The sequence below is a fragment of the Amycolatopsis sp. NPDC102389 genome (genome assembly GCF_044765885.1).
GTDB lineage: Bacteria > Actinomycetota > Actinomycetes > Mycobacteriales > Pseudonocardiaceae > Amycolatopsis.
Window position 1 is genome coordinate 84,451 of the sequence record NZ_JBIWKX010000004.1, and the last position, 22,407, is coordinate 106,857.

Annotated in this window: 21 protein-coding genes and 1 tRNA gene; 11 read left to right on the top strand and 11 right to left on the bottom strand. The window is 68.3% G+C overall.

Annotated elements, in window-relative coordinates:
- Positions 1-2: 2 nt before the first annotated feature.
- Entirely contained in the window at positions 3-608 is a 606-nt protein-coding gene (locus ACIRGA_RS05955) for a 50S ribosomal protein L25/general stress protein Ctc (RefSeq protein ID WP_400937040.1), read from the bottom strand.
- 340 nt (positions 609-948) lie between these two features.
- Between ACIRGA_RS05955 and ACIRGA_RS05960 the strand changes: the two genes are divergently transcribed.
- Together ACIRGA_RS05960 and ACIRGA_RS05965 are read left to right on the top strand one after the other, a co-directional pair.
- Entirely contained in the window at positions 949-2,070 is a 1,122-nt protein-coding gene (locus tag ACIRGA_RS05960; RefSeq protein WP_400937043.1) for a hypothetical protein, read from the top strand.
- 96 nt (positions 2,071-2,166) lie between these two features.
- Entirely contained in the window at positions 2,167-2,784 is a 618-nt protein-coding gene (locus ACIRGA_RS05965; RefSeq protein WP_400937045.1) for an NAD(P)-dependent oxidoreductase, read from the top strand.
- On the opposite strand, the gene ACIRGA_RS05970 is transcribed toward ACIRGA_RS05965, so the two are convergent.
- The 5 genes from ACIRGA_RS05970 to ACIRGA_RS05990 all read right to left on the bottom strand — a co-directional run bounded on the left by ACIRGA_RS05970 (position 2,778) and on the right by ACIRGA_RS05990 (position 8,154).
- The gene (locus ACIRGA_RS05970; RefSeq protein ID WP_400937047.1) at positions 2,778-3,653 is read right to left on the bottom strand and encodes a TIGR03621 family F420-dependent LLM class oxidoreductase; all 876 of its coding nucleotides are present in this window, start codon (positions 3,651-3,653) and stop codon (positions 2,778-2,780) included. The genes ACIRGA_RS05965 and ACIRGA_RS05970 overlap by 7 nt on opposite strands.
- A 128-nt stretch (positions 3,654-3,781) precedes the next feature.
- Entirely contained in the window at positions 3,782-4,762 is a 981-nt protein-coding gene (locus tag ACIRGA_RS05975; RefSeq protein ID WP_400937050.1) for a ribose-phosphate diphosphokinase, read from the bottom strand.
- Complete coding sequence (glmU, locus tag ACIRGA_RS05980; protein ID WP_400937053.1) at positions 4,759-6,246, bottom strand: bifunctional UDP-N-acetylglucosamine diphosphorylase/glucosamine-1-phosphate N-acetyltransferase GlmU; 1,488 nt, start codon at positions 6,244-6,246, stop codon at positions 4,759-4,761. Before glmU ends, ACIRGA_RS05975 begins: the two co-directional genes overlap by 4 nt.
- A 44-nt stretch (positions 6,247-6,290) precedes the next feature.
- Positions 6,291-8,039: a diguanylate cyclase domain-containing protein gene (locus ACIRGA_RS05985; protein WP_400937057.1), complete on the bottom strand. Its 1,749-nt coding sequence runs from the start codon at positions 8,037-8,039 to the stop codon at positions 6,291-6,293.
- A 43-nt stretch (positions 8,040-8,082) separates the two neighbouring features.
- A tRNA-Gln gene (locus ACIRGA_RS05990) sits at positions 8,083-8,154 on the bottom strand.
- A gap of 173 nt (positions 8,155-8,327) precedes the next feature.
- Here ACIRGA_RS05990 and ACIRGA_RS05995 point away from each other — a divergent pair.
- The 3 genes from ACIRGA_RS05995 to ACIRGA_RS06005 all read left to right on the top strand — a co-directional run bounded on the left by ACIRGA_RS05995 (position 8,328) and on the right by ACIRGA_RS06005 (position 10,694).
- Entirely contained in the window at positions 8,328-9,278 is a 951-nt protein-coding gene (locus ACIRGA_RS05995; protein ID WP_400937060.1) for an acyl-CoA desaturase, read from the top strand.
- A 98-nt stretch (positions 9,279-9,376) separates the two neighbouring features.
- Positions 9,377-9,970 carry a TetR/AcrR family transcriptional regulator gene (locus ACIRGA_RS06000; protein WP_037318732.1) on the top strand — a complete coding sequence of 198 codons (594 nt, stop codon included), beginning with the start codon at positions 9,377-9,379 and terminating at the stop codon, positions 9,968-9,970.
- A gap of 82 nt (positions 9,971-10,052) precedes the next feature.
- A complete protein-coding gene (locus tag ACIRGA_RS06005; protein WP_400937063.1) occupies positions 10,053-10,694 on the top strand; it encodes a hypothetical protein in 642 nt (213 codons plus the stop codon).
- A gap of 3 nt (positions 10,695-10,697) precedes the next feature.
- Here ACIRGA_RS06005 and ACIRGA_RS06010 read toward each other — a convergent pair whose 3' ends face one another.
- On the bottom strand, positions 10,698-11,090 hold the full coding sequence (locus tag ACIRGA_RS06010) for an NUDIX domain-containing protein (RefSeq protein ID WP_400937066.1): 393 nt from the start codon (positions 11,088-11,090) through the stop codon (positions 10,698-10,700).
- Positions 11,091-11,093: 3 nt separating this feature from the next.
- Positions 11,094-11,615: an isochorismatase family protein gene (locus tag ACIRGA_RS06015; protein WP_400937068.1), complete on the bottom strand. Its 522-nt coding sequence runs from the start codon at positions 11,613-11,615 to the stop codon at positions 11,094-11,096.
- A gap of 31 nt (positions 11,616-11,646) precedes the next feature.
- Between ACIRGA_RS06015 and ACIRGA_RS06020 the strand changes: the two genes are divergently transcribed.
- Positions 11,647-12,372 (top strand): SDR family NAD(P)-dependent oxidoreductase, encoded by a 726-nt coding sequence (locus ACIRGA_RS06020; RefSeq protein WP_400937070.1) that lies wholly within the window; start codon positions 11,647-11,649, stop codon positions 12,370-12,372.
- Here ACIRGA_RS06020 and ACIRGA_RS06025 read toward each other — a convergent pair.
- Positions 12,369-13,553 (bottom strand): PQQ-dependent sugar dehydrogenase, encoded by a 1,185-nt coding sequence (locus ACIRGA_RS06025; protein ID WP_400937073.1) that lies wholly within the window; start codon positions 13,551-13,553, stop codon positions 12,369-12,371. The genes ACIRGA_RS06020 and ACIRGA_RS06025 overlap by 4 nt on opposite strands.
- A 47-nt stretch (positions 13,554-13,600) precedes the next feature.
- The gene (locus ACIRGA_RS06030; protein ID WP_400937075.1) at positions 13,601-14,365 is read right to left on the bottom strand and encodes a helix-turn-helix domain-containing protein; all 765 of its coding nucleotides are present in this window, start codon (positions 14,363-14,365) and stop codon (positions 13,601-13,603) included.
- Between the two features lie 85 nt (positions 14,366-14,450).
- Between ACIRGA_RS06030 and ACIRGA_RS06035 the strand changes: the two genes are divergently transcribed.
- The 4 genes from ACIRGA_RS06035 to ACIRGA_RS06050 all read left to right on the top strand — a co-directional run bounded on the left by ACIRGA_RS06035 (position 14,451) and on the right by ACIRGA_RS06050 (position 21,006).
- The gene (locus ACIRGA_RS06035; RefSeq protein ID WP_400937078.1) at positions 14,451-15,365 is read left to right on the top strand and encodes an LLM class flavin-dependent oxidoreductase; all 915 of its coding nucleotides are present in this window, start codon (positions 14,451-14,453) and stop codon (positions 15,363-15,365) included.
- A gap of 56 nt (positions 15,366-15,421) precedes the next feature.
- Positions 15,422-18,976: a transcription-repair coupling factor gene (gene mfd / locus ACIRGA_RS06040; protein ID WP_400937365.1), complete on the top strand. Its 3,555-nt coding sequence runs from the start codon at positions 15,422-15,424 to the stop codon at positions 18,974-18,976.
- A 108-nt stretch (positions 18,977-19,084) separates the two neighbouring features.
- A complete protein-coding gene (locus ACIRGA_RS06045; RefSeq protein ID WP_400937080.1) occupies positions 19,085-20,089 on the top strand; it encodes a hypothetical protein in 1,005 nt (334 codons plus the stop codon).
- A complete protein-coding gene (locus ACIRGA_RS06050) occupies positions 20,086-21,006 on the top strand; it encodes a MazG family protein (protein ID WP_400937083.1) in 921 nt (306 codons plus the stop codon). The genes ACIRGA_RS06045 and ACIRGA_RS06050 overlap by 4 nt, the downstream gene beginning before the upstream one ends.
- Here ACIRGA_RS06050 and ACIRGA_RS06055 read toward each other — a convergent pair.
- Positions 21,003-21,917 carry an NADP-dependent oxidoreductase gene (locus ACIRGA_RS06055; protein ID WP_400937085.1) on the bottom strand — a complete coding sequence of 305 codons (915 nt, stop codon included), beginning with the start codon at positions 21,915-21,917 and terminating at the stop codon, positions 21,003-21,005. The genes ACIRGA_RS06050 and ACIRGA_RS06055 overlap by 4 nt on opposite strands.
- 67 nt (positions 21,918-21,984) lie before the next feature.
- Here ACIRGA_RS06055 and ACIRGA_RS06060 point away from each other — a divergent pair, with 67 nt between their 5' ends.
- The gene (locus ACIRGA_RS06060) at positions 21,985-22,401 is read left to right on the top strand and encodes a winged helix-turn-helix transcriptional regulator (protein WP_400937088.1); all 417 of its coding nucleotides are present in this window, start codon (positions 21,985-21,987) and stop codon (positions 22,399-22,401) included.
- The last annotated feature ends 6 nt before the right edge of the window (positions 22,402-22,407 follow it).

Genomic DNA, 22,407 nt, shown 5'->3' on the forward strand with positions numbered 1-22,407 from the left:
CTTTATTCGGCGTCCTCGGCGGGGGCTTCCGCAGCCTCGGCCTCTTCGCCCTCGAGCGAGGACTCGGACGGCGACTCGTTCACGGCGACGACCAGCGCGTCGGCGTCGGTGACCAGGGTGGCGCCCTGCGGCAGGGTGACCTGCGAGGCGAGGATCTGGGTGCCGGCTTCGACGCCTTCGACCGAGACCTCGACCTGCTCGGGGATGTGCAGCGCCTCGACCTCGATCTGGATGGTGTCGAGGTCGGTGGTGACCAGGGTGCCCGGGCCGGGGGTGCCGGTGACGACGACGGGGATGTCGACGGTGACCTTCTCGCCGCGGATGACGACCAGCAGGTCGACGTGCTCGATGTAGTTCTTCAGCGGGTGGACGACGATGGTCTTCGTCAGCGCCAGCTCGCTCTTGCCTTCGAGCTCGAGGGTGATGACGGCGTTGCTGCCGTTCTCACGCACGACGCGGGCGAACTCGAGGGCGGGCAGGGCGTAGTGACGCGGTTCCGAGCCGTGCCCGTACAGCACCGCGGGGATCTTGCCGGCGCGACGCGTGCGGCGCGCGGCACCCTTGCCGAATTCGGTGCGGGGCTCGACGGACAGGGTTACCTCGGACACGGTGTAGCACTCCTTCAATTCACCAACATGTTCAGCGAAAGCATGCTGAGGCGGGGATGGTTCGGGCGGTTCAGGTGTTCGGCGGCGAATTCCACAGGCGTGCTCGACCGCGTGTGGCCACTCAAGCCGCCGCGTCGATCACGTCGGGCACCAGGTGCTCACGGAACCCGCCTCGCCGAGACCGGGAAAGTGTAGACCAACCGGTCGTGCCGGGGTCCCGCCGGGTGGCTCGTTCAGGTGACAAGTCGGTGACAGCTGCTCCGGGAACCCGCGGATGCGGTGGTGCGTGACCCCTTTTCTAAGGTGTGATCTCCTCGCACTCGAGACAAGAGGGGGCGGAATGGCGGCACGACGGTCGAGGATCGGCGCGATCGCCGCCTTGTGCTGCCTCGTGGCCGGTTGCGACGTCGCGATCGACGGGGCGGCCGGGATCTCACCCGCCGAGCAGCAGAGGGCGGACCGGCGTACCGAGCAGCGCGGCGCTGTCGAGAGCGCGCTGAAGGCGCTTGAGCAGGCGCCGGCCGTCGTCTACAAGTCGACGACCAAGGACGCTTCCGGCAATCCCGCCGAACTGCAGTTCCGGATCACCCGCAACGGCAGCGCGCACGGCGCGTTGCCGATCGACGGCCAGACCATCCAGGTCGTCGCGGCGGACAAACAGCTGTACCTCTCGGCGACGCCGGAGTACTGGAAGGCGCACGGGCTCGGCAACAGCGAGCAGTACGGCACCAACTGGGTCCGCACGGACAGCTCGGACCTGCCGGTGAACGCCGTCGAGGTGCTCAGTCCGCGTAAGGCCGCGTCGACGCTGAGGTCCGCAGTGGCCGCGATGAACCCGCTGACCGATCCGGTCCGGTCGAAGTTGCCCGACGGGACCGAGGTCTACGACGTCGGCAGTGGGCTCGGGGCACTGCGGGTGACCACCGCCGCGCCGCATCGCGTCGTCAGTTTCGCGCCTTCCCTCGTCGCGGCGGCCGGCGGCAAGACGCTCGGCGCCGAGATGCGGGTCGAGCCGCTCGGCGGGGACGCGCTCAAGAAACTCCAGACCGATCTGGACGGCGCGATCGGCGGAATCGGGCAGCCGTTCGACGCGCTCACCCAGGTCAGCGTCAGCGTCGTCAACGACAAGCTGGACTGCACGGACTTCGTCGGAACCTGCCGGGCGACCATCGACGTCGCCAACACCGTCATCGGCGGCGTGAGCGGGACGCCCGTGCATCTGACGCTGACCGTCGATTTCACCGCGCAGTCCCTCGGAGGGCAGAGCTGTACGGCGAACGCCGACGCGGCACCCGGCGCCACGACGAGCATGACCTGCGAGGTCAAGTTCAAACTGCCGAATCGGAACGCCAGCTATCAGGTGCAGGCGAAGCCGTCGGCACGCGGCGAGGTCCGGGCAGCGGTCGACGTCAACGCCGTCCGCGAGAAGCTCAAGTCCGAGTTCGCCGCATTGGGTGGCTGACCTGCACACTCACCTCGGGGTGCGTTGCATACGTTGAAGTAGCCGAACTCGCGTTCTTAGCATCGGCGTGGTCGCCGATGAAAAGGGAGAAACGTGATGGCGAAGTTGGTCGTGTTCGGAGGAACCGGGTACGCGGGCGGGAAGATCACCGAGGAGGCACGCGGCCGCGGTCACGAGGTCCTGGTGGTGTCGAGGAACGCCGAAGGCGAGGGGACCAGGGCGGGGTCGCTCTACGACGAGGCCTTCCTGGCCGACGTCGCCAAGGGCGCGGACGTTCTGGTCATCGCGGTTCACGGGCAGAGCGGCCTGCTCGATGCGGTGCCCTCGATCGCCCAGGTCGCGAAGGACAACGGCGCGCGGATCGGCGTCGTCGGCGGGGCCGGCAGCCTGAACGTGGCCGAGGGCGGGCCGCGGCTGATCGACACCCCCGAGTTCCCGGACGAGTACAAGGGCGAGGCGGGTGCGCACGCCGAAGTGCTGGAAGCGTTCCGGAAGCTTCCTGAGGACGTCGATTGGTTCTACCTCAGCCCGGCCGCCGAATTCGGCGCGTGGGCCGAGGGCGAGCGGACCGGCGAGTTCCGGCTCGGCGGAGACGTGCTCCTGACCGACGAGAACGGCGGATCGAAGATCAGCGGCGCCGACTACGCGATCGCGTTCGTCGACGAGATCGACAAGCCGGAGCGCCGCCGTCAGCGTTTCTGCGTCGCTTACTGACCGGACAGTTCCTTCACGATCGGCGCGAACGTTTCCAGCATCGGCTCGAACACCGTGATGTAGGAGAAGCCGTAGCGTTCGCGACGCTCCTGGAGCTGCCGGACCATCTCCTCGGTGGTCCCGAAAAGCAATTGGGGCGTTTCGAGCAGGACGTCGACGTCGAGGGTGTCCTGGTCCTTGAGCTCTTCACGCCAGGACTCGGCGGCCGCGCGCCGGTCGTCGGTGACCACGACCCGCTGGACGAGCATGTTCAGCTCGGGCTCCCGGCCATTCGCGTGTGAGCGGAAGAAGGCGACGCGTTCGTCCATGCGGTCGGCGTCGTCGAGGCGGAAGGTGCCCGGCGGCTTTCCCGGTGCTTGACGAAGGCCCGCGAAGCCGACGATGTCGGCTTCGCGGGCGGCGAGGGAGAGCACGCCGTCGCTGTTGCCCGCGAGGAGCAGGGGCGGGGGCGTGATCCCTTCGGTGGCGAAGTGTTCACGCAGGTGGTCAAGGCCCTTGGTGAGGTGCTCGATGCGTTCCTTCGCCGGGATCCACGGCAGGCCGGCATCGTCGAATTCCGATTTCATGTGACCGGAGCCGAGGCCGAGGTCCAGCCGATCGCCGGTCATCTTCACCGTCGTGACGACGTCGCGCGCGAAGAGCGCGAAGTTGTAGAAGGGCACGTTGGAGACGAGCGTGCCGACGCGGGGCCGTTGAGTCACCGCGGCGGCCATGGTCAGCGCCGGGAAAGGCGCGTTCCGCCCCGGGCCGAGGTGATCCGGTACGGAGATGACGTCGTATCCGAGGGCCTCGACTCGGCGGCACTTCGCGACCCAGTTTTCGCGGTTCTCGGCGCCCCACAGGTTCACGCCGAACTTGAATTTCCCCATGACGGCAACCTAGCCACGTGGGGAGGCCGGCGCGCTCCGTTTCGCGAGGGGCCGAAAACGAAGCAGGGGACCTTTGCTACCACTCTCCAAAAGAGAGTGGTAGCAAAGGTCCCCTGCTTCGTTGAGGATCAGGCGTTGCCGTCGAAGAGGGACGTGACCGACCCGTCCTCGAAGACCTGCTGGATGGCCTGCGCCAGCAGCGGCGCGATGGACAGCACGGTCAGCCCGGGGAACCGCTTCTCCTCGGGGATCGGCAGCGTGTTGGTGACGATCACCTCGCGCGCCTTGCAGTTCGACAGCCGCTCGGTGGCGGGGTCGGACAGGATGCCGTGGGTCGAGGCGATGACGACGTCGGCCGCGCCTTCGTCGAGCAGGGCCTCGGTGGCCTTCACGATCGTGCCGCCGGTGTCGATCATGTCGTCGATCAGCACGCACAGCTGGCCGCGGACCTTGCCGACGACGCGGTTGGCGACGGCCTGGTTCGGCTTGTCCGGGTCGCGGGTCTTGTGGATGAAGGCGATCGGACGGTCACCCAGCTGCGCCGCCCACTTCTCGGCGAGGCGCACCCGGCCCGAGTCCGGCGAGACGACGGTGATGTTCTCGTCCTGATAGGTCTTGTTGATGTGCGCGGCCAGCACGTTCTGCGCGAGCAGGTGGTCGACGGGACCGTCGAAGAAACCCTGGATCTGCGCGGTGTGCAGGTCGACCGTCATGATCCGGTCGGCGCCCGCGGTCTTGAACAGGTCCGCGATCAGGCGCGCTGAGATCGGCTCGCGGCCCTTGTGCTTCTTGTCCTGCCGCGCGTACGGGTAGAACGGCATGATCACGGTGATCCGCTTGGCGCTCGCGCGCTTGAGCGCGTCCACCATGATCAGCTGCTCCATCACCCATTCGTTGATGGGCGCAGGGTGGCTCTGGATCACGAACGCGTCGGTCCCGCGCACCGATTCGTTGAACCGGACGAAGATCTCGCCGTTGGCGAAGTTGTGCGCGGTCTGCGGGACGACGGCCACGTTGAGGTGCTTGGCCACCTCTTCCGCGAGCTCCGGGTGCGCGCGCCCGGAGAACAGCATCAGGTTCTTCTTCGGTGTTCCGGACTTCGAGCTCATGCTGGCGACTCCCCGTCGTTTCCCTTATTCGAATCGGACACGGCGGTGGTGTCCTGCTTCGCGGCGGAAGCTGCTTCCGCCGCGGGTGTGCCCGGCCTGCGCCGGGACACCCAGTCTTCGATGTTGCGCTGCGGCCCGGTGGACACGGCGAGCGCGCCCGGGGGCACGTCTTGCCTGATCACGGTGCCTGCCCCACTGTAGGCGCCGTCGCCGATGGTCACCGGGGCGACGAACGTGTTGTCCGCGCCGAGCCGCACATGGGAGCCGATCGTGGTGTGGTGCTTGTTCACGCCGTCGTAGTTGACGAAGACGCTGGAACACCCGATGTTGCTGTTCTCGCCGATGGTCGCGTCGCCGACGTAGGTCAGATGCGGAACCTTCGTCCCCGCGCCGATGTCGGCGTTCTTCGTCTCGACGAAAGCGCCGAGTTTGCCCTTGGTCCCCAGTTTGGAGCCGGGACGCAGGTAGGTGAACGGGCCGACCTTCACGCCGTCGCCCAATTCCGAATCCGAACCGTGCGTCCGCACCACCGACGCGCCCGCGCCGACGGAGACGTTCTCCAGGGTGCTGTCCGGGCCGATCTGCGCGCCCTCGCCCACCGAGGTCGAGCCCTTCAGCTGGACACCGGGTTCGATGACGACGTCGCGAGACAAGGTCACGCCCGCGTCGATCCAAGTGCTCGCCGGGTCGACGACGGTGACGCCCGCCCGCTGCCAGCCACGGACGATCCGGCGGTTCAGCTCGGCGCCGAGGACGGAGAGCTGGACGCGGTCGTTGACGCCTTCGGTCACCCACGGGTCGTCGATGACCAGCGCGCCGACCCCCTTGCCGTCGCCGCGGGCGATGCCGAGGACGTCGGTGAGGTAGAGCTCGCCCTGCGCGTTGTCGGTCGAAAGCTTCGAAAGCCCGTCGACCAGGACGGAAGCGTCGAAGGCGTAGACGCCGGAATTGATTTCGGCGATTTCGTGCTGTTCGGGGGTGGCGTCCTTCTGCTCGACGATCGAGGTGACGACGCCGTTCTCGTCGCGAATGATCCGGCCGTAGCCGGTCGGGTTCTCGACGACCGCGGTCAGCACGGTGACCGCGTTGCCGGTGGAGGTGTGCTCGGCGACCAGGGAAGCGAGCGTTTCGGTGTCGAGCAGCGGGACGTCGCCGTAGCTGACGACGACGGTGCCGGTCAGCCCGGCGGGGAGCGCCGAGAGCGCGCACGACACGGCGTGCCCGGTGCCCTTCTGCTCTTCCTGGACGGCCGTGACGACCTCGCGGCCGAGTGCCTCGCCGACCTTCGCCAACCGGGCGCCGACCGAGTCGCGACCGTGGCCGATGACCACGACCAGGTGCTCCGGGGTCAGTCCCGCGGCGGCCCGCACCGCGTGCTCGACCAACGGGCGGCCGGCGATCGGGTGCAGCACCTTCGGGGTGGACGAGCGCATGCGGGTGCCCTCACCCGCGGCGAGGATCAACGTGCTCAGCGGGCCGGTCACGGCACTCCCAACATTTCACCAACGGTGGTTGTCGGGCATTGATCCTACGTGGGCTGCTCGGCGTCCCACGCGGGGTCGGTCGGAGCATCCTCGCCGGGCCATCCGGTCACCGGATCGATGGCCATCGAGTTCACCGACGAAACCTGGTTCCCGCCGCCGCGTTTCGCCTGGTACATGGCCGCATCGGCGCGGGCGAGGACCTGTTCGGCCCGTTCCTGCGGGCGGAGCGAGACGAGGCCGACGGAGAGGGTGACGCCATGCGAAAGATGGTGCGGCAGAGATGCGACGGCATTCACAGAACGACCTAGCGCCTGCTTCGCCGCGGACGCCGGAGCCCCAGGTAGAAGCACGATGAACTCGTCTCCGCCGTAGCGGGCGACGACGTCGTCACCACGCAGGGCGTCGCGCAGCGTGCTCGCGATGACACGGAGCACGTTGTCGCCCTCGGCGTGGGACTGCTTGTCGTTGACGTCCTTGAAACCGTCGAGGTCGACCAGCGCGACCGCGAGCGGCTGGGCGTCGGCGGACGACGCCAGCGAACGCAGCTTTTCGTCGAGCGCGCGCCGGTTCGGCAGCCCGGTGAGCGGGTCCTGCAACGCCTGCTGGGTGATGGCGCCGTGCTCGGCGGAGAGCCGTTCGTGCTCCCGACGTGCGTTGAGCGTGGCGATCTGCGATTCCCGCAGCGACCACATCTCCGTTTCCAGGATGGTGGCGTAGTCGATCAGCGACTGGCTCGCGCCGGACGCGTAGTCCGGTGTGGTGTCGAGCCTGGCCAGCTCGCGGGCGAGGTTCAACCGCATCGACGGCAGCGAGCCGTCCTCGTTGTCCTCGCGAACCTCTTTGAGCACCTGCAGCGCGTCCTCGCGGCGGCCGTCGTTGTCCAGACAGCGCGCCAGCGCGATGGCGATGATCTCGCGTTCGTGCGGGAACACCAGTTCCGGATTCAGCAGCGAGTTCAGTCGGTCGATATGCGACGAATCGGGCGACGCCAGCGCGGCCGCGGCGGCGAGCACGCCGACCTGGTCGATCGCGGGCACTCCGGTCTTGCGCGGGAACAGCGACTCGGTGAACGGGCCTTCGGCGGCCTGGGCCATCGACGCCGCGGTGCGGAACTTGTCCGCTCCCTCGTCGTATCGCTCGATGCGTTCGAGGCGCAGGCCCCAGCCGAGCAGCATCTTGACCCGGTTGATCAGCTGGAGCGCGATCTCGTGCGGGCTCGCGCTGTCACGGATCGCCTGCGCGGCGCGGGCGATCGCCTCCTCGGCCGCCTCGTAGACACCCAGCTGGTTCAGCACCAGCCAGCAGTCGACCAGGGTCGTGGACAGCATCCGGTCCCAGTTGCGCCTGCCGACCTGGCGGTCCGGGACCGCGGAGTCGTCGAGGATGGCCAGCGCCCTGGCGATCTCGGTGAGGGCGGCGTCCTCCTGTTTGGCGATCACCAGCCGCCGCCCGCGCATGGCGTGCGCGTCGGCCCGCATCAGCGCGAGACCGTGCCGCCTGGTGTGCGCCAGCATTTCGTCGAGCCTGGGTTCGGCTTCGGCGGCGAGACCGCGGGTGACGAGCCTGGCCATCGCCGAGTAACGCAGCAGCTGGGCGACCAGCAGGGGCTCGCCGCGACGCTGCGTCTCGTCGAGGAGCTCGTCGAGGCTGGTGACGATGTCCAGCTGTTCGGCGAAGCTGACGCGCTGTATGGCCGCACCGAGTTCGCGCGCGCGGCCATACAGCCAGGCGTCGGACATCTCCGCAAGCGCCGGCCGCCTGCCACTGGTCGTCGCGTCCTCGGTCAGCCGCACACACCCCCACCGTTGAAAACGCCGCTGGTCATCTGTTCGTCTGCTCCGCCGCCAGGATTCGAACCTGAACTGTCAGAACCAAAATCTGAAGTGCTGCCGATTACACTACGGCGGATCGATCCTGGTCAGGATAGCCATGTCGGGGACATCCTCGTGCGCCCGGGGGTGACCTCACCGTCGCGGGCACTCCACAGGGGACGAAACCTCCTGTACCGTAACTTACGGCATCGTAGGTAAGGTCACCCTTAGGGAAACCCTGGGGGTTGCGCATAGAAAAGAAGTGACTGCATGACGGCTACCCTGGACCGTTCCCAGAAGCCCGCGAAGGGCCCCAAGCCGGTAATCGAAGGACATCGATCGAGCGGCGTGCAGCTCTCGGTCTACCTCGGGGTCATCTTCCCGCTCGCCGCGCTGCTCGCGGCCGTCCCGTTCGCCTGGGGCTGGGGACTGACCTGGGTCGACGTCGGCCTGTTCGTGGTCTTCTACGCGATCAGCGGGCTCGGAATCACCGTTTCGTACCACCGCTACTTCACGCACGGCTCGTTCAAGGCCAAGCCGTGGCTGCGCGTCGCGATGGCGATCGCCGGCAGCATGGCCGTCCAGGGCCCCGTGATCACCTGGGTCGCCGACCACCGGCGCCACCACGCCTTCTCCGACCGCGACGGCGACCCGCATTCGCCGTGGCTGTTCGGGACGACGCCGGTCGCCATCGCCAAGGGTTTCTGGCACGCGCACATGGGCTGGCTGTTCGACCGCGACCAGACCAACGCGGAGCGGTTCGCGCCGGACCTGGTGAAGGACCCGGCCATCAAGAAGGTCGACGACCTGTTCTGGCTGTGGAGCCTGCTCACCCTGGTGCTGCCCGGGATTCTCGGCGGGCTGATCACCTGGTCGTTCTGGGGCGCGGTGACCGCGTTCTTCTGGGCCGGGCTGGTGCGGGTCTGCGTGCTGCACCACGTGACGTGGTCGGTCAACTCGGTCTGTCACATGATCGGCGAGCGCCCGTTCGCCGCCCGGGACAAGTCGGCCAACTTCTGGCCGCTGGCGATCTTCTCCTTCGGCGAGTCGTGGCACAACCTGCACCACGCCGACCCGACCTCGGCCCGGCACGGCGTCCAGCGCGGTCAGATCGACATTTCCGCGCGTCTGATTTGGATCTTCGAGAAGTTCGGCTGGGCTCATGACGTGCGCTGGCCGACCCCGCAGCGCCTCGCGCGCATCGCCGCCGAAAGCAAATAGCGAGGTCGCGTTAGTCTTCTGCGATGGCGGGGAGAAGGCGGACCAAACGTGAAGCGGTCACCGGGGCGCGTCCTGTCGCTCCGGTGGCCCGGGTGCGGATGACGGGGACCGAGCGCAGACAGCAGCTGCTCAACGTCGCCAGGGCCCTTTTCGCGGAGAAGGGTTTCGAAGGCACGTCCATCGAGGAGATCGCGCATCGCGCGAACGTCTCCAAACCGGTGGTGTACGAGCACTTCGGCGGTAAGGAAGGCATCTACGCCGTCGTCGTCGACCGCGAGACGCAGCTGCTGCTCGACCGGATGGTCTCCACCCTCCACGGTGGACACCCGAGGGTGATGCTGGAGCAGGCGGCGATCGCGTTGCTCTCCTACGTCGAAGACTCGCACGACGGCTTCCGCATCCTGGTGCGGGATTCGCCGGTCGCGAGTTCGACCGGCACGTTCTCGACGGTGCTGAACGACATCGCCAGCCAGGTCGAGCACATCCTCGCGCAGCAGTTCGCCGCGCGGGGCTACGACGAGAAACTGGCCGCGCTGTACGCGCAGGCGCTCGTCGGGATGGTGGCGCTCACCGGGCAATGGTGGCTCGACGCCCGGAAACCGAAGCGCGACGAGGTGGCCGCGCATCTGGTCAACCTCGCCTGGAACGGTCTGTCCAATTTGGAGCACAAGCCCAAGCTGCGGCTGTACTGAGAGCTGCGTCGCGCGGCAGTAACGTTTCCCGGGTTTCGAGCGCTACGTCCCCCATAGAGATCATCCAGCTGGGGGAACGACCGTGGAAAACTATCCCGCGCCCGCCATCGAACAGATGGTGCCGCAGTCGCAGAAGAAGAGAACGTGGCTGAAGCCCGTCATCCGCTTGGGCATCTTCGGCGTCATCGCCCTGATCGCGTTCTTCGTCGCGAATCCGTTCACGGCGTCGAGCACCGAGGTCGGCGCCTGCCTCAAGGGCAATGTGGACAATGCGGACAGCGTCAAGAACGCCGAATGCGGAACGCCCGACGCGAACTTCAAGGTCGTCGGGAAACAGGAGAACAAGTCGGAAATCGGGCTGAAGCTCTCGGGTGGATCCGAATGCGACGACTATCCGACGACGGACGCCTACTTCTTCCAGGGAAAGAAGGGGGCCAGTGACGGCACTCTGCTCTGCCTGGAAGATCTGAAGAACCCGGGCGAGCGGGCACCGGTCGTCGGCGACTGCCTGCCGTCCGACGTGGTCGAGGCGAAGAAGCTGACGAAGGTGGATTGCGCGAACGCCGGCTACAAGGTGCTCGCCATCGAGAAGAGCACGGCGTTCCTCGTCGACGACAGCACGGTGTGCACCCAGGTGCCGTCGACCGACGAGAAGATCGCGTGGCAGCGGTCCGGCGGCGGGCTTCCGCAGTCGCGGGTGCTGTGCCTGGACAAGCTCAAGTAGCGGTCAGCGCAGGAGGCCGGTCTCCCGCAGGTGGTCGAAGATGATCTTGCCCACCGTGGAGACCCGGTCCCTGTCCTCGTAGCCCAGCCACGCGATTTCCTCGATCTCGCTGCTGGCCGCGAGTGTCCCGCTGAATTCGGCGAGGTAGCAGGTCGTCCGGACCAGGAGTCCTGACGCGTGCCCGTCGGCCCGGGCTTCGAACGCTCCAGCGGGCTTCATGCTCGCGGGATCGATCTCGACGTTCAGTTCCTCCCGGATCTCCCGGATCAGCGTCTCGGCATCGCTTTCGCCGGGCTCGCGTTTGCCGCCGGGCAGGTAGAACACGGACTTGCCACGCGAGCGGGCGCCGAGGACGCGGCCGTCCTGGAAGTGGAGCCAAGCGATCTTGTCGATCATGGTTCAGCCCAGCGCCGCGGCGGTCTCGGCGGTCGTGAGCACTTCGCCCAGCCGCGGGAACACCTTCGTGATCGCCGATTCGTGGGAGATCGCGGCGATGCCCGCCATCGCGTCCGAAACGGCGATGGTCTCGTAGGCGTGGTCGATCGCGGCCCGCAGTGTCGATTCGACGCCGTACTCCGTGGCGATCCCGGCGAGCACGAGTGTCTTCACGCCGAGCCCGCGCAGGAGTTCGTCGAGTCCGGTGCGGTAGAACGCGCCGATCGTGTTCTTGGTGATCAGGTGTTCGCCTTCGCGAGGCGTCAGTTCGGCGACCAGTTCACTGCCGGGCGGCTGCTCGTCGACGCCCGGCCGATGTGCCCGCACGTGGACGATCGGCGAGCCGGCCGCGCTGAAGACGTCTCGCAGCAGGACGGCGTTCGACACGACTTCGGTGCCTTCGATCGGGACGGTCTCCAACGCGACGATCCGGGTCTGGAGGTCGATCAGGACGAGCGCCGTCGTCGCCGGGTCGATCTTCGTCATGGGGGAAGCCTAGTGTCCCTATGCTGGAGGCATGGGGCAGAACAGGGAAGTAGTGGTCACCGGCGGCGGAACGGGAATCGGCTACGCGGTCGCGGCGGCGTTCGCCGCGCGAGGTGACCGGGTGACGATCACCGGCCGTCGCGAGCAGGTCCTCACCGAGGCAGCCGCGCTGCTCGGCGCGAACCCGGTCCCGTTCGACGCGGCCGACCCGGACGCCGTGGAACGGGCGCTGGGCGAATTGCCGGAGCACGTCGACGTCCTGGTCAACAACGCGGGCGGGAACACCGATTTCCGGAACGGGCCCGCCGAAGACCTGAAGACGTTCGCCGCCCACTGGCAGGCCAATCTCGACGCGAACGTGTTCAGTGCCGTACTGGTCACCCGCGCCTTGCGGGAAAGGTTCGCCGACGGCGCGCGGATCGTCACCATCGGCTCGATCGCCGCGCGCACCGGGGCGGGTTCCTACGGTGCCGCCAAGGCCGCCCTGGAGGCGTGGAACATCGACGTGGCAAGGGAATTCGGGCCGCGCGGGATCACCGCGAACATCGTCGCGCCCGGACTGGTCGGCGACACCGAGTTCTTCCAGGGCAAGCTCTCCGACGAGCGCCGGGCGTGGCTGATCGGCAACACGCTGACCAAACGCGCCGGCGAGCCCGCGGACGTCGCCGAAGTGGTGGCCTTCCTGGCGAGCCCGGAGGCCCGGCACGTCACCGGCCAGATCGTCCACGTCAACGGCGGCGCGCACCTCGGCCATTAGGCGCCGGGCGTGACCTTCAGCAGTTTGTCGTCCTGGCCTTCCGAAGTGGTGATGTAGAGGGCGCCGTCCGGGCCGCTTCGGACGGCGCGCAGCCTGCCGAACTTGTCGTCGAATTCCGGCGGCAGCGTCACTTCGGTGACCTTGCCGGCGTCGTCGAGGCGGAACAGCAGGAGCTTCTGGCCTTTCAACGCGGTCACGGCGAGCGAGCCTTCGAGCGCTCCCCACTGCGATCCGGTCAGGAATTCCGCGCCACAGATCGCTTCGGTGATCTCACCGGTCGTCCACAAAGGACTGACGGCGTCCGGGAAGCGCTGCTTGTCGGTCATCGGGACGCTTTCGTCGTAGCTGGTCTCGGTGCCACCCTTGGACGGGTCCCAGCCGTAGTTCGCGCCCGCGCGTTCCAGGTTGACCTCGTCGTCGATGGTCGGCCCGTGCTCGGCGGTGAACACCTGCCCGGTGCCGGGACGGACCGTGACGCCCTGGACGTTGCGGTGCCCGTAGGTGAACACGCGCTGTTCGTTCGGGTTCGCGGACGTGATGAACGGGTTGTCCGGCAACGCGTTGCCGGTCTTGGCGTCGATTCGCAGCACCTTGCCGCCGAGACTCGTCCGATCCTGCGGATGCTGCGGGCGGGCGGTGTCGCCGGTGCCGACGAGCAGCGCGCCGTCCGCGCCGAACGTGGGACGGCAGCCGGAATGCCTGCCGCTGGGGTTCACCGGCAGCCCGGTCAGCAGATCCTTGACCTTCGTGGCGCTCGCGCCGTCGTCCGAAAGCCGCCAGGTGACCAGCCGGATGTCGACGGCCTTGTCTCCCTCCTTGTGGGTCTGGCAGGTGATGAACTCGCGCGAAGTCGCGAAGTCCTTGCTGATCACCATCCCCATCAGGCCGCCTTCGCCGCGTACGTGGACGTCGGAGAAGTCCGCGGCGACGTCACGCTTCGCGCCGCCGTCGATCAGGGCGAGCTTCCCGGGGCGCTGGGTGACGAGGATCTTCCCGTCCGGCAGGAAGCCGACGTCCCAGCCGTGCTCGAGCCCGGCCGTCACCTGCTCGGCCTTCAGTTTCGACACCGGGGGCTTCGAGGTGACCGGCGGCGCGCTCTGCGCCGTCTCGCTCGACGCCCCGGAACAGGCCGTGACCAGCAAGGACAGGGACGCGAACGCGACGACCGCGGAAGTGCGCATGGCATCAGCATGCCAGCCTCGCCAATCGCCCGCGAAGAACGAACCGGTCATCCGGTGAGGATCGCCGCAGTCTCGGCGTCGGCGGGAAGGAACGTCTCCAGTTTCAATTCCGAAACCGTGACGTCGGCCGCGGTCGCGAACGTCGTGATGGCCGTGATCAGGCGCAGTTCGCCCGCCGAAGTGGACAAGCGCATCGGCACCGCGAACCCGAGATGATCGGGGCCGGGCGGGCCGGGCTCCGGAACGTAACCTTCGAGTTCGGCCAGCAGCGCGGTGAGCCGCTCGTCGGGCGCGTGCGCGATCTCCTGCGTCAGCCGTTCCAAGATGTGCCGGGCCCAATCCGCGAGGTTCCGCACCCTCGGCGCCATCCCCTTCGGATGCAGCGCGAGCCGCAGGGTGTTGACCGGTTCTTCCAGCAGTTCCGGCGCCACGTCCTCGAACAGCAGGCCGAGCGCGTCGTTGCGGGCGACGAGCACGCCGTACCGGTCGACCACGATGGCCGGATACGGCCGGTGCCCGTCGAGCAGCCGCCGCATACCGTCGAGGACCGGCCGCAGCCGCGGGTCGTCCAATGCGGTTTCGGGGAAACCGGGAGCGAACCCGGCCGCGAGCAGCAGGCCGTTGCGTTCCCGGAGCGGGAGTTCGAGCGATTCGGCGACGCGCAGCACCAGGCCGCGGCCGGGGATCGACCGCCCGCCTTCCAGGAAACTCACATGCCGTTGGGTGGTCCCGGCCCGAAGCGCCAGTTCCAGCTGGGAAAGCCGCCGCCGTTCGCGCCAGCCCCGGAGCGCGGGGCCGAATCCGGAAACCATGGCGTCATCTTGGCCGAGCCGTCGTCGGCATCGCCATTCCCTCGAAGGAATTGAGACGATTCCCCGCCGCGGAGATGCTTCCGGCATGAAATTCGGTCTGGTCGTCCCCACTTATCGGTCCACCCTCGACGCCGGGCGCACCGCGCCGGAGATGGTCGCCATCGCGGTCGAAGCCGAACGCCTCGGCCTTGATTCCGTCTGGGTCGGCGACACTCTCGCGAAAGCGCCTATCGATTCCTTGACGTTGCTCGGCGCGTTCGCCGCCAGAACCGAGCGGGTCACCCTCGGCACCGCCGCGCTGCTGCCGGCGTTGCGGGATCCGCTCCTTTCCGCGAACGCGATCCTCTCGCTCGACCTGCTCAGCCAAGGCCGCGTCACGCTCGGTGTCGGTGCCGGATTCGCGGGTCGCAGCGAACCCGAGTTCGGCTTCACCCGGGTCCCGTGGGAACGCCGCCGCGCCCGGCTCGACGACATCGTCGCGTTGTGGCGGCACGTCTGGAGCGGGAAGAGCGGCCCGTTCCACGGCGACGTGCTGCACTACGACACCCTGCCGGAGTACCCGGAACCGCACCGCCCAGGTGGCCCGCCGGTGTGGCTGGCCGCGTTCACCCCGGGTGCGCTGAAGCGGGCGGGACGGCTCTACGACGGCTGGTTGCCGTATCCGCCCGACGTCGCCGACTACTCCGATGGTCTCGCGAAGATTCGCGAAGGGGCTGTACGCCCCGTGACGCCGGCGTTGTTCGCGACAGTGCTCATCGAGAATGACCCGATCAGGGCACGCGAGCGGCTGGAGGACTACGCGCAGCGGAATTACGGCGTTCCGCTGGACTTCGTCGAGAAGATCCAAGCGATGATCGCGGGCAGCCCGGCGCAGGTCGCCGACCGGTTGCGCGAGTACCAGGACGCGGGTGCCGAACACGTGCTGATCCGCATCGCGACGCAGGAACCGGCCGAGTTCGACGAGCAGCTTCCGAAGGTCGTCGACGCCCTGCCCAGGTAATCGCGCGGCGGACTGTCGGTGCCCCCACGTAGGCTGGGACGGTGACAAACGCTCCATTGTCCGGACTCCTTCATTCCATCCTTCCCGATCCGGCCCTTCGCGGGGTCGTCGAGCGGGCCGGTGCCCCGGTGCTCGAACTCCAGGGCGCGATCGCCACCCGCCAGCTGGTCGCGGGCGCCCTCGCCGCGGACGAGGGCGCCGGCCGCCCCGTACTCGCGGTGACCGCCACCGGCCGCGAGGCCGACGAGCTGACCGCGTCTCTGAAGTCGTTCCTCGGCGAAGGCGCCGTCGTCGACTTCCCGTCCTGGGAGACGCTGCCGCACGAGCGGCTGTCCCCGCGGGCGGACACCGTCGGGCGGCGGCTGGAGGTGCTGCACCGGCTCAAGACGGGTGCCGACGACCTGCGCGTCGTCGTCGCGACCGTCCGCAGCCTGATCCAGCCGATGGCGCCCGGGCTCGGTTCGCTCGCGCCGATCGACCTGGTCGTCGGCGAGGAGCAGAGCTTCGAAGGGCTGCTGGAGCGGCTGGTCGAGCTCGCGTACACGCGGGTGGACATGGTCGAGAAGCGCGGCGAGTTCGCCGTGCGCGGCGGCATCCTCGACCTGTTCGGGCCGACGGCGCAGCATCCGGTGCGGGTCGAGTTCTGGGGCGACGAGGTCAGCGAGATCCGTGCGTTCGCGGTGTCCGACCAGCGGTCGCTGCCGGGGGAGATCCAGCACGTCAGCGCGCCGCCGTGCCGTGAGCTGCTGCTCACCGAGCCGGTCCGCGCGAAGGCCGCCGAGCTGGCGACGACGTACGAGGCCGATGCGCAGCTCACCGAGATGCTCACCAAGCTGTCCGGCGGGATCCCCGTCGAGGGCATGGAGGCGCTCATCCCGGTGCTGTGCGAGGGCGAGCTGGAGCTGCTGACCGACGCGATGCCCCAGGGCGCGCACGTGCTGCTGGCCGATCCGGAGAAGATCCGCGCCCGCGCGGCCGACCTGGTCCGCACCGGGCAGGAGTTCCTCGAGGCGTCCTGGACCACGGCCGCCGCGGGCGGCCAGGCGCCGATCGACCTCGGCGCGTCCGCGTATCGGGACCTCGCGGAGATCGCGAAGCACGCTCAGGAGACGAAGCGCCCTTGGTGGACGCTGACGCAGCTCGCGAGCGACGATCCCGACGTCTACCGCGTCTCGATCGAGGCCGCGCCGAACTACCGAGGTGAGGTCGAGCGCGCGACGACCGATCTGCGCGCGCATACGGCAGCGGGCGGGACGGCCGTGCTCGTCGTCGCCGGGCACGGCACCGCGTCCCGCGCCGTCGAGCAGCTGTCGGCGGGAGACGTGCCCGCCTCGCTCGCCGAAGGCATCACAGGTCCGCTGACGCCGGGCGTCGTGACGGTGACGTGCGGCGGGCTGTCGGACGGTTTCGTCTCGCCCGAGCGTGCCCTCGTGGTGCTGTCCGAATCGGATCTCACCGGCCGGGGTTCGGGCGCCGGGACGTCCACAAAGGACTTCAGCACCAAGATGCCGTCGCGGCGCCGCAACGCCGTCGACCCGCTCGCTCTCAAGACGGGCGACTACGTCGTGCACGACCAGCACGGCATCGGCCGGTTCGTCGAGATGGTGCAGCGCACCGTCGCCGGCGCGACGCGCGAGTACCTGCTGCTGGAGTACGCCTCCTCCAAACGCGGGCATCCGGGGGACCGGCTGTTCGTCCCGACCGACCAGCTCGACGAGGTCTCGCGTTACGTCGGCGGCGAGCTGCCCACGCTGAACAAGCTCGGCGGGTCGGATTGGAAGAACACCAAGGCCAAGGCGAAGAAGGCGGTCAAGGAGATCGCCGCCGAGCTCGTGCAGCTCTACGCCGCGCGGCAGGCCGCGCCGGGGCACGCGTTCGCGGAGGACACCCCGTGGCAGGGCGAACTCGAAGACGCGTTCCCGTTCACCGAGACCAACGACCAGCTCGCCGCGATCGACGAGGTCAAGTCGGATATGGAACGCGGCGTCCCGATGGACCGCGTGATCTGTGGCGACGTGGGCTACGGCAAGACCGAGATCGCGGTACGCGCGGCGTTCAAGGCGGTGCAGGACGGCAAGCAGGTCGCGGTGCTGGTGCCCACGACGCTGCTCGCGCAGCAGCACCTCAACACCTTCACCGAACGGATGAGTTCGTTCCCGGTGAAGATCAAGGGGCTCTCGCGGTTCACGAACAAGCCCGAATCCGACGCGATCCTGGAGCAGCTGGCCGCCGGCGATGTCGACATCGTGATCGGCACGCACCGCCTGCTGCAGACCGGGATCCGGTACAAGGACCTCGGCCTGGTGATCGTCGACGAAGAGCAGCGGTTCGGCGTCGAGCACAAGGAACACATCAAGGCGCTGCGGACGCACGTCGACGTGCTGACCATGTCGGCGACGCCGATCCCGCGGACCTTGGAGATGTCGCTCGCCGGGATCCGCGAGATGTCCACGATCCTGACCCCGCCCGAGGACAGGCACCCGATCCTGACCTACGTCGGCGCGTACGACGACAAGCAGGTCGGCGCCGCGATCCGGCGCGAGCTTCTGCGTGACGGCCAGGTCTTCTACGTGCACAACAGGGTTTCTTCGATCGAGAAGGCCGCGAAGCGCATTCGCGAACTGGTGCCGGAGGCGCGGGTCGTCACCGCGCACGGGCAGATGAACGAGGACAAACTCGAGAAGATCATCCAGGGTTTCTGGGAGAACGAGTACGACGTGCTCGTCTGCACCACGATCGTCGAGACCGGGCTGGACATCTCGAACGCGAACACGCTGCTCGTGGAACGCGGTGACCTGCTGGGGCTCGCGCAGCTGCACCAGTTGCGCGGCCGGGTCGGGCGCGGGCGTGAGCGCGGGTACGCGTACTTCCTGTACCCGCCGGAGGCCCCGCTCACCGAGACGGCGCACGACCGGCTCGCGACCATCGCGCAGAACACCGAACTGGGCGCGGGTATGGCCGTCGCGATGAAGGACCTGGAAATCCGCGGCGCGGGCAACATCCTCGGCGCGGAACAGTCCGGGCACATCGCGGGCGTCGGTTTCGATCTGTACGTGCGGCTCGTCGGCGAAGCGGTCGACGCGTTCCGGCGGCACGCGGGCGCGGACACGGCGGAGGAGGAAGAACTCGCCGATGTCCGGGTCGATCTCCCGGTGGACGCGCATATCCCGCACGACTACGTGCCGGGCGAGCGGCTGCGGCTGGAGGCGTACCGCAAGATCGCGGCCGCGCCCGACCGGGCCGGGCTCGACGCCGTCCGCGAGGAACTGATCGACCGCTACGGCCAGCCGCCCGCCGCGGTACGGAGGCTGCTCGCGGTCGCCGCGTTCCGGCACACCTGCCGCGCGGCGGGGGTCACCGAGGTCGCCGTGCAGGGCACGTCGATCCGGTTCGCGCCGCTGCCGCTGGCGGATTCGCAGCTGGTGCGGCTGAAGCGCTTGTACCCCAAGGCTCTCTTCAAGGCGGTGACGAACACGGTTTCCGTGCCGAAGCCGACGGAGGGCCCGGCGGGCGGTCGTATGGGCGCCCCGGCGCTGCGCGACGAGGAACTGCTGGACTGGTGCGCGAAGCTGCTGACGAATCTGATGAAGTCGCCGGCGCCCGTCGCCTGAGACGGCCGTCGGGGCGCGTTGGTCGTGAGTGGGGATTCGGCTTAGAACCCGAATCGCCACTCACGACTGTTCTCACGCCCGAAGCGGTATGAGAGGGTAGGCCCTGTGATGCGGATCATGGGGCGCCGTCGCGCGCTGGTCGGGGTTCTTGCCGGTTCTCTCCTTCTCGCCGGATGCAACGCCGGTCCCGGACAGGTCGGTGCCGCGGTGATCATCGGCGGCAAGACCGTTTCGGTGGATCGAGTGCAGCAGCTGATCGACAAAGCCGTCCGTGAGCACCCGTACGGGCAGCAGCTCGCCAGTGAGCACAAACTCGACCTCGTCGGCCGCGAGATCGTCCGCCAGGAGATCCTGCACGACCTCACCGAGCGCGCCGCTCAGCGGGAAGGCGTCCGGGTCGACGAGTCCCTCGTCGTGAACGCGTTGCAGAACGACCCGCTGGCCAAGCCGATGGAGGCCAACCCGCAGAACGACCCCGCGCTGAGCGTCCAGCAGCTCGTGGCGCGGGTGCGGGACCACCGCGATGCCCTGGTCGACGCCGCGCTGCAGACCCAGCTCGCGATGAAGTACCTGGACAAGCTCACCGTCACCTTCGATTTCAGCTCGGTCTCCTCGACCGACGCCACCGGTTCCGACGCGGACAAGCTGCGCGACCAGGCGATCGAGAAGGCACGGAAGTTCGCCGCCTCGCCGAACGCGGCCGCCGAGCTCATCGCGCAGGACCAGCAGACCGCCGACACCCAGGCGGGCACCGGCCAGAAGCTGCCGGCGATGCAGTCGCCCGCGACCGCGGCCACCGTCCTGTTCGGTCTCGAACCCGGCACCGTCGCCGCTTTCCAGCCGACACCGCAGCAGCCGCTGTGGGTCGTCGTCGTGGTGCGTGAGCGGGCCGCAGACAAGCCCGTCGCGTCGGATCAGGCCGCGCAGCCCAGCGCTCAGCAGCTGGCAGGAGTGGGTATCCGGCTCCTTCAGCCGTACCTCGACCAGGTCGACCTCAAGGTGAACCCGCGCTACGGCGTGTGGGATGTTGTGGGCATGGACCTCGCGCCCAACGAAGCTTCGAAGAAGGGCATCGTGCTGCCTGTGCACGGTGCCGCACCGCAAAACCCGTGACCGCTGCCGTCGTCGTGATCGCCCGCGGGGCGACACTGCCCGCCGCGGCACTCCCGATCCTGCGAAGCAGCGCCGCCGTGTACGCGGCTTCCGATGTCGATCCCGACGTTTTCGGGGTGCCCGCGCTCGGTGACACGCAGGCGCGCGACCTCGTGCTCATCGCGGGTTCGCGAAGGGAAGCCAAGGCCGCGGCGCTGATCAGGTCGGGTGCGCGGGTGATCGAAGGGCCCATTCCGCCGCTGGTCGAGGCCGCCGAGGTGATGGACCGCCTCCGGTCGCCGGGCGGATGTCCGTGGGACGCCGTCCAGACACACGAGTCGCTGCGCCAGTACCTGGTCGAGGAGACCTACGAGCTCCTCGACGCGATCGAGGAGGGCGACAGGGCCGCCTTGCGTGAGGAGCTCGGCGATGTCCTGCTCCAGGTGCTGTTCCACGCGCGCGTCGCCGTCGAGGACGCGGCCGATCCGTTCGGGATCGACGAGGTCGCGTCCGGTTTGGTCGCGAAACTCGTCGGACGTCATCCGCACATATTCAGTGACGCGCCCAAGGTCGAGACCGTCAGCGACCAGAATCTGAAGTGGGAAGAACTGAAGCAGGCCGAGAAGAGCCGTAAGTCCATTGTGGACGGCGTGGCGCTCGGTCAGCCCGCCGTGGCGCTGGCCGGGAAGCTCGGCCAGCGCAGCGGCCGGGCCGGGATCCCGCTCGACCTGTTCCCCGACGGCGCCGAGGCGGCGGCCCAGCTGTTCCGGGTGGCCGCGACCGCGCGCCGGGCGGGGATCGATCCCGAAGGTGAGCTCCGCGCCGTCGCGAAGCGGTTCGCACGCGACATCCGGGACGCCGAACAGGCCGCGCGGGACGCCGGTCTGGAACCGACGACGCTGGAGGCCGACGGCTGGCGCAAGTTCTGGCCGAGCTAGATCGTCAGCACGAGCTTGCCCTGAACGCGTCCGGACTCGCTCAGTTCGTGCGCCTTCGCCGCCTGTTCGAGAGGGAAGACCTCGGCGATCGAGACCCGCAGTGAACCGGCGTCGGCCAAAACGGCGATTTCCGCCAGATCCGATCCGGACGGCGAGACGTAGAACTCGTCGAAACGGAGACCGAGTTCTTCGGCCTTCCGACGGCTCTCCGTACGGTCCGGCCCGTGGCCGACGATGTCGATCAACGCACCGCCCGGCTTGAGCGTGTCCAGGGAGCGAGGACCGTATTCGCCGGAGATCGGGTCCAGCACGACGTCGACGACCTGCGATTTTGAAAAATCGCTGGTCGTGTAGTCGATGAGTTCGTCCGCGCCGAGGTCGCGCAGGAATGCGTGCTTCGCCTCCCGGGCGGTTCCGATGACGTACGCGCCTTTCGCCTTCGCGATCTGGACGGCGAGGTGGCCGACCCCGCCCGCCGCGGCGTGGACGAGCACCCGGTGACCCGGTCCGACCGGGAAGAGCCGGGTGAGCGGCTGCCAAGCGGTGAGCGCCGCGATGGGGAGCGCGGCCGCCTCGACGTGATCGAGACTTTTCGGTTTCGGCGCGAGCGCTTCCTCGCTGACCGCGATGTACTCGGCGTACGAGCCGTTCGGCGGGAACGTGATGCCATAGACCTCGTCGCCGGGGCGGAATCGCGTCCCGGCCGAATCGACCACACCCGAGAAATCGAGGCCCACGGTCAGCGGCAGCTCGCCGGTGACCAGCCCGTTGCGGATCTTCCAATCCGCCGGATTCACCCCGGCGGCGTGGACGCGCACCAGGACCTGGCCCTCGCCCGGAACGGGCTTTTCCGATTCGGTGAGCTCGAGAACGCCGGGCCCGCCGAAGGAGACTTGCTGGATCTTCCTCATGGTGACGAGCATGTCGGGACCTGGTACCCGTTGTGAAGTAGGCACTCTCCTGATATCTAGGTACCTCATGGGTACCAACGATGAGCGGCGGTTATTCGAGGAATGGGTGGCCGTGCACGGCCGTGACTGCCCGTCCAGGACGGTCATCGAAGTGCTCGCGAACAAATGGGCGCTTTACGTCCTCGGCGCGATCCGGCGTTACGAGCGGCCGATGCGGTTCAGCGAACTTCGCCGGTTGCTCGACGGGATCACGCAGAAGATGCTGACCCAGACCCTCCGCTCCCTGGAACGGGACGGGCTGATCCGGCGAGACGTCTATCCCACCGTCCCGCCGCGAGTCGAGTACGGGCTCACTCCGCTCGGTGTCGACGTCGGCAGGCTGACGAACGCCGTCGCCGAATGGGCCGTCGATAACGTCGACCAGATCGTCGCCGCCCGCTCCGCTTTCGACGAGAAGGCCGCTGAGGCCGCGAAGCCGCTGTGATGCAGG

What these genes read in the sequence shown, in the direction of transcription:
- ACIRGA_RS05960 (WP_400937043.1), top strand. Translation starts at nt 949, where the DNA reads ATGGCGGCACGACGGTCGAGGATCGGCGCGATCGCCGCCTTGTGCTGC.
- ACIRGA_RS05965 (WP_400937045.1), top strand. Translation starts at nt 2,167, where the DNA reads ATGGCGAAGTTGGTCGTGTTCGGAGGAACCGGGTACGCGGGCGGGAAG.
- ACIRGA_RS05970 (WP_400937047.1), bottom strand. Translation starts at nt 3,653, where the DNA reads ATGGGGAAATTCAAGTTCGGCGTGAACCTGTGGGGCGCCGAGAACCGC.
- ACIRGA_RS05975 (WP_400937050.1), bottom strand. Translation starts at nt 4,762, where the DNA reads ATGAGCTCGAAGTCCGGAACACCGAAGAAGAACCTGATGCTGTTCTCC.
- ACIRGA_RS05995 (WP_400937060.1), top strand. Translation starts at nt 8,328, where the DNA reads ATGACGGCTACCCTGGACCGTTCCCAGAAGCCCGCGAAGGGCCCCAAG.
- ACIRGA_RS06000 (WP_037318732.1), top strand. Translation starts at nt 9,377, where the DNA reads ATGACGGGGACCGAGCGCAGACAGCAGCTGCTCAACGTCGCCAGGGCC.
- ACIRGA_RS06010 (WP_400937066.1), bottom strand. Translation starts at nt 11,090, where the DNA reads ATGATCGACAAGATCGCTTGGCTCCACTTCCAGGACGGCCGCGTCCTC.
- ACIRGA_RS06015 (WP_400937068.1), bottom strand. Translation starts at nt 11,615, where the DNA reads ATGACGAAGATCGACCCGGCGACGACGGCGCTCGTCCTGATCGACCTC.
- ACIRGA_RS06020 (WP_400937070.1), top strand. Translation starts at nt 11,647, where the DNA reads ATGGGGCAGAACAGGGAAGTAGTGGTCACCGGCGGCGGAACGGGAATC.
- ACIRGA_RS06025 (WP_400937073.1), bottom strand. Translation starts at nt 13,553, where the DNA reads ATGCGCACTTCCGCGGTCGTCGCGTTCGCGTCCCTGTCCTTGCTGGTC.
- ACIRGA_RS06030 (WP_400937075.1), bottom strand. Translation starts at nt 14,365, where the DNA reads ATGGTTTCCGGATTCGGCCCCGCGCTCCGGGGCTGGCGCGAACGGCGG.
- ACIRGA_RS06035 (WP_400937078.1), top strand. Translation starts at nt 14,451, where the DNA reads ATGAAATTCGGTCTGGTCGTCCCCACTTATCGGTCCACCCTCGACGCC.
- ACIRGA_RS06045 (WP_400937080.1), top strand. Translation starts at nt 19,085, where the DNA reads ATGCGGATCATGGGGCGCCGTCGCGCGCTGGTCGGGGTTCTTGCCGGT.
- ACIRGA_RS06055 (WP_400937085.1), bottom strand. Translation starts at nt 21,917, where the DNA reads ATGAGGAAGATCCAGCAAGTCTCCTTCGGCGGGCCCGGCGTTCTCGAG.
- ACIRGA_RS06060 (WP_400937088.1), top strand. Translation starts at nt 21,985, where the DNA reads ATGGGTACCAACGATGAGCGGCGGTTATTCGAGGAATGGGTGGCCGTG.